Origin of the sequence: Streptomyces sp. NP-1717, assembly GCF_022695985.1 — a bacterium.
GTDB lineage: Bacteria > Actinomycetota > Actinomycetes > Streptomycetales > Streptomycetaceae > Streptomyces.
On record NZ_JAAPBF010000354.1, the window covers coordinates 1 to 4709 of the forward strand.

The following is a 4709-nucleotide window of genomic DNA, read 5'->3' on the forward strand; positions in this document are numbered from 1 at the left end:
ATCCGGGAACCCGTACACATCGTCAGCGGGCCGAGCGGCCGTGAACTGGGTCTCGCGGCCGGGCCCTCACCCGGTGGCCCGGTGCTCGGGACGCTGCCGCCGCTGTACCCGGAGTGGCTCGGCGGCCGCACCTTCTGCGAGGCGCACGGAGTCCGTTTCCCCTATGTGGCGGGCGAGATGGCGAACGGCATCGCCACCACCCGGATGGTGTCAGCGATGGCGCGGGCGGAGATGCTCGGCTTCTTCGGCGCCGGCGGTCTGGCGTACGCGGACGTGGAGCGTGCCGTGCACGTGCTCGCCGGGGAGCTGCGGTCCCGTTCGAACTGGGGTGTGAACCTGATCCACTCACCGGCGGAGCCCGCGCTGGAGTTCCATGTGGCCGAGTTACTGCTGCGCCGCGGCGTGCCCCGGATCTCGGCGTCGGCGTTCATGGAGCTCACCCCGGCTGTCGTGCTGTGCTCGGCCCGGGGACTGCGGCGCGGCGCGGACGGCTCGATCGTGCGGCGCACACGGATCCTCGCCAAGGTCTCCCGGCCCGAGGTGGCCGAGAGGTTCCTCTCCCCCGCCCCGGCCGCGCTGCTGGACCATCTCGTCGGCCAGGGAAGGCTGACCGCGCAGGAGGCGGGGCTGGCGGCCCTGGTGCCGGTCGCCGAGGACATCACCGTGGAGGCCGACAGCGGAGGCCACACCGACAACCGGCCGCTGTCGGTCCTGCTGCCGAGGATCGCCCTGCTGCGCGACATTCTCTGCCGGCAGTTCGGCTACCGCCGGCCGGTCAGGATCGGGGCGGCGGGCGGACTGGGCACGCCGGACGCGGTGGCCGCCGCCTTCGCCCTCGGCGCGTCGTACGTCGTCACCGGATCGGTGAACCAGACGGCGACGGAGGCGGGCCTGTCCGACGAGGCCAAGTCGATGCTCTGCGAGGCGGATGTCGCCGATGTGACCATGGCACCGGCGGCCGACATGTTCGAGCTGGGTGTCACGCTGCAAGTCCTGTCCCGGGGGACGATGTTCGCCCAGCGGGCGGGCAGGCTCCACGCGGCCTACCGGGCGCACGGTTCGCTGGAGGAGATCCCGCCGGCGGTGCGCGCCGCGATCGAACGGGACGTGCTGCGTGCCTCGTTCGACGAGGTCTGGCAGCACACACGCGCGTTCTGGGAGCAACGCGATCCCTCGGAGGTCGCGCGTGCGGAGGCCGATCCGAAGCACCGTATGGCGCTGGTCTTCCGCTGGTACCTGGGCAGTTCGAGCCGGTGGGCGATCACCGGCGAGGCCGCCCGGCGTACCGACTACCAGATCTGGTGCGGGCCGGCGACGGGCGCGTTCAACCGCTGGGTCGCCGGCACGTTCCTGGCCGAACCGGCGAACAGGTCCGTGGTGCAGATCGCGCTCAATCTGCTCGAAGGCGCGGCGGTGCTCACCCGCGCCCATCAACTGCGCACCTGTGGAGTCCCGTTGCCGTCCGACGCGTTCGCCTACGTCCCGCGTGGTCTCGCGTGAGCGGCCCCGGCGCCCCGGAGGCGCCGACCGCCGTGGCCCGCAGACGACATGACAGTCGGTCAACTGCCGTTCGCGGGCAGGTGCCCGTCGCCGTGGTCGGTGTCGGCGCCCTGGTGCCCGGCGCGACGGACGCGGCGGGCTACTGGCGGATCCTGACCGGCGGCCGGGACCTGATCACCGAAGTGCCCGCCTCCCGCTGGCTGGTGACGGACCACTACGATCCCGACCCGGCCGCCCCCGACAAGACGTACGCCCGCCGCGGCGCGTTCCTGCCGGAGGTGGACTTCGACCCGCTGGCGTACGGGGTGCCGCCCGCCAACCTGCCGGCGACGGACACCTCCCAACTGCTCGCCCTGATGGTGGCCGACCAGGTGCTCACCGACGCGGGCGGTCTGCCGGGCATGGACCGGGACCGGGTCGGCGTCGTCCTCGGCGCGGCCTCCCTGGAACTGCTCCCGCACATGTACGGGCGCGCGCACCGCCCGGTGTGGCTGAAGGCGCTGCGGGAGAGCGGTATCGCCGAGGCCGAGGCGCGGGCCGTGTGCGACCGCATCTCGGCGCACTTCAGCCCGTGGCAGGAGTCGACCTTCCCCGGCCTGCTCGGCAATGTCGTCGCGGGCCGGATCGCCAACCGGTTCGATCTGCACGGCACCAACCACACCACCGACGCCGCCTGTGCCAGTTCCCTGGCGGCGCTGTCCACGGCGGTCGGTGAACTGACGCTCGGCCGGGCCGACCTGGTGATCAGCGGCGGTGTGGACACCGGGAACGACATCGGCATGTTCCTGTGCTTCTCCAAGACGCCCGCGCTCTCCCGTACCGGTGACTGCCGTCCGTTCTCGGACACCGCGGACGGCACGATGCTCGGCGAGGCGGTCGTCATGTACGCGCTGAAGCGGCTGTCCGACGCGGAGCGGGACGGCGACCGGATCCACGCGGTGATCCGGGGCATCGGCACCTCGTCCGACGGCAGGAGTACGGCGATCTACGCGCCGCTTCCCGGCGGTCAGGCGCGGGCTCTGCGACGCGCCTACGAGGAAGCGGGCTACGGTCCGCGGACCGTGGAGCTGGTCGAGGCCCACGGGACCGGCACGATGGCCGGTGACACCGCCGAACTGGCGGCGCTGCGCGAGGTGTTCGGGGAGCCGGGACACGACGACGGGCAGTGGTGCGCGATCGGCTCGGTCAAGTCGCAGATCGGGCACACCAAGTGCGCCGCGGGCGCGGCGGGGCTGCTCAAGGCGGTCATGGCCCTGCACCACAAGGTGCTGCCGCCGACGATCAAGGTCGACCGGCCGGTGCCGGCCGCCGCCGCCCCGGACGGCCCGTTCTACGTCAACACCGAGGCCCGGCCGTGGGTGCGGTCCGCCGGTCACCCGCGCCGGGCGTCGGTGTCGAGCTTCGGTTTCGGGGGCAGCAACTTCCACGTCACGCTGGAGGAGTACGTGCCTTCGGGCGCCCCCGGCAGGGTGCCGCCGCGCCATCGCTCCACGCCGAGCGAACTCGTCCTGTTCAGCGCCGGGTCGCCGGACGGCCTGGTGCCGCCGGAGACGTTCGGCGAACGTCCGCCGGCCGCGCTCGCCCGCGAGAGCCAGCGCGCGTTCTCGCCCACCGATCCGGTGCGGCTGGCAGTCGTCGCCACGGATACCGCTGACCTGAGGGAGAAGTACGCGCGGGCGCTCACGCTGATCCGGCAGCGGCCCGGCACGGCGTTCTCGACACCCGACGGTGTCCGGTACGCGTTCGGGGATCCCGCACCCGGCCGTCTCGCGTTCCTGTTTCCGGGGCAGGGATCCCAGTACGTCGGGATGGGCGCCGGTCTCGCGATGCTGTCGCCGGAGGCCCAGGCCGTCTGGGACCGGCTGGGCGGCACCGTGTTCGACGGGCGCCCCCTGCACCGGCCGGTGTTCCCGCCGCCCGCCTTCGCCGACGAGGAACGCGCGGCCCGGGCCGCGGACCTGGCCGCCACCGAGTGGGCGCAGCCCGCGCTCGCGGTGCACGCGCTCGCCGCACTGGCCGTACTGCGGGGCCTGGGGCTGCGACCGGACTGCGTGGCGGGCCACAGTTTCGGTGAGCTGGTGGCGCTGCACTGCGCGGGCGCCCTGGACGCCGAGTCGCTGGTCGCGCTGGCGCGCAGGCGCGGTGAGCTGATGCGGGACGCGGCCGGCGTACCGGGCGCGATGCTGGCCGTGACGGCGGACCGCGAGCGCGTGCTGGCGGTGCTGGCCGGTGGCGAGTACGGCGACATCTGGCCGGCCAACCTCAACTCGCCGCAGCAGGTGGTGCTTTCGGGTACGGCGGAGGCTGTCGCGCGCGCCGGGAAGGCGTTCGCCGCCGAAGGTGTCGGCACACACCGCCTGACCACGTCGACCGCTTTCCACAGCCCGCTGGTCGCCCCCGCCGGTGAGCCGCTCGCCGCGTTCCTGCGTACGGTCCCGCTCACGGAGCCCCGGATCGAGGTGTACGGCAACGCGGACGCGCGACCGTACCCGTCGTCGCCCGACGCGGTACGCCGCAGGATCGCCGAACACCTGGCCTCACCCGTGCTCTTCCAGGAGCAGATCGAGTCGATGTACGCGGCGGGGGTGCGGACCTTCGTCGAGGTCGGCGCGGGCACCACGCTGACCGGACTGGTCGGACAGATCCTCGGTGACCGTGAGCACGCGGCCGTACCCGTGGACCGGGCGGACCGGTCCGGGGTCACCACCCTGCACACCGCGCTCGGTGAACTCGCCGTACGCGGTGTCCCGCTGGACTTCGATCCCCTCTGGGCGCCGTACGCCGCGCCCGAAACCTCAGTGAAGGAGCGCGAGCCCCGGATGACCGTGCAGATCAGCGGAGCCAACTACGGTCAGCTCTACCCGCCCCGCGCCGAAGCCGCCGCACCGCAGCAGCAGCCGCCCGTGCCCGCGCCGGAACGCCACCCGCTCCCCGCCCGCACGCCGGAGCCGCCGGCCGGCGGGTCGGCGCCCGCCGTCCAGGACCCGGGGCCGGCGTACGACCCCGGGTCCGCGTACGCGCACGAGCCCGCGTACCAAGCCGAACCGGCGTACGGTGCCGGGCCCGAGCCCGTCCTCGGCACCGAGTGGTACGCCGCGGTGGAGAGCGTCCAGCGGCAGACGGCGGAGGCGCACGCGGCCTGCCAGCGCATGCTGACCGACAGCCACATGGCCTTTCTTCGGATGACCGAGACCACCCTGGCCGCGATG

Annotated in this window: 2 protein-coding genes; both read left to right on the top strand. The window is 73.4% G+C overall.

Annotation, left to right across the window (positions count from 1 at the left end):
- Window positions 1-1500: PfaD family polyunsaturated fatty acid/polyketide biosynthesis protein (locus tag GXP76_RS34100; RefSeq protein WP_242575495.1), on the top strand; the 1500-nt coding region annotated here is incomplete at its 5' end.
- A 92-nt stretch (window positions 1501-1592) separates the two neighbouring features.
- Window positions 1593-4709 (top strand): type I polyketide synthase (locus GXP76_RS34105; protein ID WP_242575496.1); only part of this gene is annotated, 3117 nt, incomplete at its 3' end.